The organism is Peribacillus sp. P4_C12 (assembly GCF_056402095.1).
Genome location: NZ_JBFUIB010000413.1, coordinates 1 through 3,355 on the forward strand (window position 1 = coordinate 1; position 3,355 = coordinate 3,355).

The 3,355-nt window shown below is 44.1% G+C and carries 3 protein-coding genes; 1 reads left to right on the forward strand and 2 read right to left on the reverse strand.

The features are described from left to right. Nucleotides 1-85: 85 nt before the first annotated feature. Nucleotides 86-1,687, reverse strand: a complete 1,602-nt coding sequence (locus tag AC1DUW_RS24015) for a putative polysaccharide biosynthesis protein (RefSeq protein ID WP_053347390.1) — start codon at nt 1,685-1,687, stop codon at nt 86-88. Between the two features lie 205 nt (nt 1,688-1,892). Here AC1DUW_RS24015 and AC1DUW_RS24020 point away from each other — a divergent pair, with 205 nt between their 5' ends. Beyond that, nucleotides 1,893-3,158 carry a BaiN/RdsA family NAD(P)/FAD-dependent oxidoreductase gene (locus tag AC1DUW_RS24020; RefSeq protein WP_053347391.1) on the forward strand — a complete coding sequence of 422 codons (1,266 nt, stop codon included), beginning with the start codon at nt 1,893-1,895 and terminating at the stop codon, nt 3,156-3,158. Here the strand turns inward: AC1DUW_RS24020 and AC1DUW_RS24025 are convergent. Then, nucleotides 3,153-3,355, reverse strand: a 203-nt coding sequence (locus tag AC1DUW_RS24025) for a hypothetical protein (protein ID WP_477643644.1), incomplete at its 5' end; no start/stop codon positions are given. The genes AC1DUW_RS24020 and AC1DUW_RS24025 overlap by 6 nt on opposite strands.

Below are 3,355 nucleotides of genomic sequence, written 5' to 3' on the forward strand. Positions count from 1 at the left end.
CTTTTATGACAGGCAAGGCCAATATATTTTAATCAGGGATTACTTCATTCATAATACCCTTTATTTTCCACCGTAAACTTCTATCTTATAATCCCAATTTCTGCTTTAACCTGTCGATCCGACTACCGAATAAGCGATGTGCAAGCTTGCTTTTCAAGGAAAGCGCCGCATAAATGAGGGCTCCAAAAATCGCACTAACCGCACAAATCAAAATCGCCTGGAATCGCCCTTCCGTTGTAAGCCACAGCGATAATAAACTGAACATGCCCCATGCAGCCAGTCCCATTATCGTTGAAAACACTGTGATCAGCACAGTCCTTCTGATAGTAAGGCCGTAACGATATCCAGTAAAGTAGGTAATGACATACAAATTCAGCAGCACAGCAGCCAAGTAGCCGAATGCCGTGGCATAAACGGATCCTTCCGTTTCAAACAACTTGATCATCGGGATATTCAAGCTCAATTTGATTAAAAAGCCAACAAGCAGGCTGAGCACCGTATATTTTTGCTGATTGATGCCTTGTAAAATGGCCGCCGAAACGGAAAAAAGCGCAAATAAAATCGAAACTGGCGCATATGCCTTCAGGACACTGATTCCAAGTGGATCATGACTGTAAAAGGCACTATAGATTGGATCGGCTAGCACCGACATGCCAACGACCGCTGGAATCGTAATGAACAACAAAATTTGGAAGGCTTGGTTCAGCTGGCGGTTTAACTCTTCCGAATCCTCGCTTACATATGCCTTCGTCACCGAGGGAAGAAGCGCCATTGAAAACCCGGTTGCAAGCGTCATCGGAATCAAGACAAGCTTTTGGGCATATACATTCAAAACTCCAAGAGCATCTTCTGCGACATGCTGTAATCCGATGGATGCCATCGCTTTATTAAAAGACAACAAGTCTGCAAACTGAAACAATGGCATCGCGATTCCGACAAATATGAAAGGAATCGACGAAAGAAATATTTCTTTATAGATCTCCTTCAGGGAAATTTCCATCGTCCCCCGGTCTTTCTTCATCAAGCTGTCCAAATGGGGTTTTTGTTTTTTCCAATACCAAAATAACACCACTAAACCGCCGACAGCCCCTACCGTCGCCGCGAACGTAGCTACTTGGATGGCTCTCACTAACTCTCCATCCAGGACATTCAAAACAACATACACACCAGCCAAAAGGAACACGATGCGGACAATTTGTTCGATAACCTGAGATATGGCCGTTGGTTCCATCGCTTCATGACCTTGAAAAAAGCCGCGGATGATGCTCATGAACGGTACAAAAATCAAGGCGAAGCTGACTGCCCGTATGATCTCCGTGACATCCTTGACATCTTCCTGCCTGACCCCAAAGACTCCAGTAAACAGCGGGGCCATCGTATAGAGAATCAAAAAAGCGAGAAAACCGGTGACAACCATTAATTTCAGGCTCGATTTAAATAACTTCTCACCGACGGCGTACTCCTCGAGCGCATTATACTTCGAAATGAATTTAGAAACAGCAAGCGGCATGCCTGCCGTTGCAAAGCTAATGAAAATGGTATATGGAACGTACCCATATTGATAGAGGGTAGCCCCTTTATTCCCAACCATATGTTCAAATGGGATAACGTAAAATAAACCAAGTATCTTGGAAATGATCGCTCCCAGCGTTAATATAAAAGCCCCTTTTAAAAACTTAGATGACATCTAATCCCTTCCTGCCTCTGTCAGTTACGTTTCACACGCTCTTTATCTTATCATAATAATGTAATTTTTCTATAGAAAACTACTCTCAAGTTTATCGTTTTCTAAGATAATACACAAACAAATAATTCCTTTTTTCCTACGTTCGCAATCTGACAGGGTCTTGCTATATAATGGAGTGACTGAAAAAGATAAAGTGGTGATCAATTTGAAATATGATGTAGTGGTAATTGGCGGCGGTCCTTCCGGATTGATGGCAGCAATTGCAGCCGGAGAAAAAGGGTCACATGTATTGTTAGTGGATAAAGGCGAGAAGCTTGGAAGGAAACTTGCGATCTCTGGCGGCGGACGCTGCAACGTGACGAACAGGCTCTCAATCGATGAAATCATTCAGCATATCCCTGGAAACGGGCGATTTTTATACAGTGCTTTCTCAGAATTTAATAACGAAGACATTATTCAGTTCTTTGAAAAATTAGGTGTGGCTCTAAAAGAAGAGGATCATGGCCGGATGTTCCCGGTCAACGATAAGGCGCAAAGTGTCGTAGATGCACTTTTGACACGCCTTTCGAATTTGAAGGTAACCATTTACAAGAACTCTCCAGTTGCTGAGGTTCTCTATGAAAATGGAAAAACAAGCGGAGTTCGGTTAAAAGATGGACAGACATTTGACACAAATGCGGTCGTGATTGCAGTCGGTGGAAAATCAGTCCCTCACACCGGCTCAACTGGTGACGGCTACGCTTGGGCAAAAAAGGCGGGCCATACGATAACCGACCTCTTCCCGACTGAGGTACCTGTACTTAGCCATGAAACATTCATAAAAGATCGAACGCTTCAAGGGCTCGCACTTCGGGATGTTTCATTGAGTGTGCTGAACCCAAAAGGCAAGGCTCTGATTACACACAAGATGGATATGCTATTCACCCATTTTGGTGTCTCTGGTCCAGCGGTTCTAAGGTGCAGTCAATTTGTCGTGAAAGCGATGAAAAAATGGAACCTATCCGAAGTTACAATGAAACTCGATGCCCTTCCGGATCAAAACAAGGAAGAAGTCTTCCAGGACATCATGAAAGAAATCAAAGCTGAGCCGAAAAAGGCTATAAAGAATACATTAAAAGGCCTGGTTCCGGAACGCTATCTACACTTCTTACTTGAGCGGAGCGGCATCGACCTTCAGGAACAGGGAGCGACGATATCCAATGAAAAAATTCGCCGCTTCGCCGAACTATGTAAGGACTTCCAATTTGGAGTACATGGCACCCAGCCGCTTGAAAAAGCCTTCGTCACAGGCGGCGGCGTATCCGTAAAAGAAATCCATCCAAAGGAAATGGCCTCCAAACTAATGGACGGACTATATTTCTGCGGTGAAATTTTGGATATACACGGATACACAGGCGGCTATAACATCACATCAGCATTAGTAACCGGAAGACTAGCCGGCATGAATGCTGCCGTATATGCTCGTTCATAATTTAAGAAGAGGCCGATCCGTTGGGATCAGCCTCTTCTTTTTTGAGGAAATTCGTCCTTCATGTCGAGTAATTCGACCTTCGCGGATTTTATTCGTCCTTCTCGTCGAGGAATTCGTCCTTCGTGGATTTAATTCGTCCTTCACTTCGAGTATTCCGACCTTCGCTGAATTAATTCGTCCTTCACGTCGAGTAATTC

What these genes read in the sequence shown, in the direction of transcription:
- AC1DUW_RS24015 (WP_053347390.1), bottom strand. Translation starts at nt 1,687, where the DNA reads ATGTCATCTAAGTTTTTAAAAGGGGCTTTTATATTAACGCTGGGAGCG.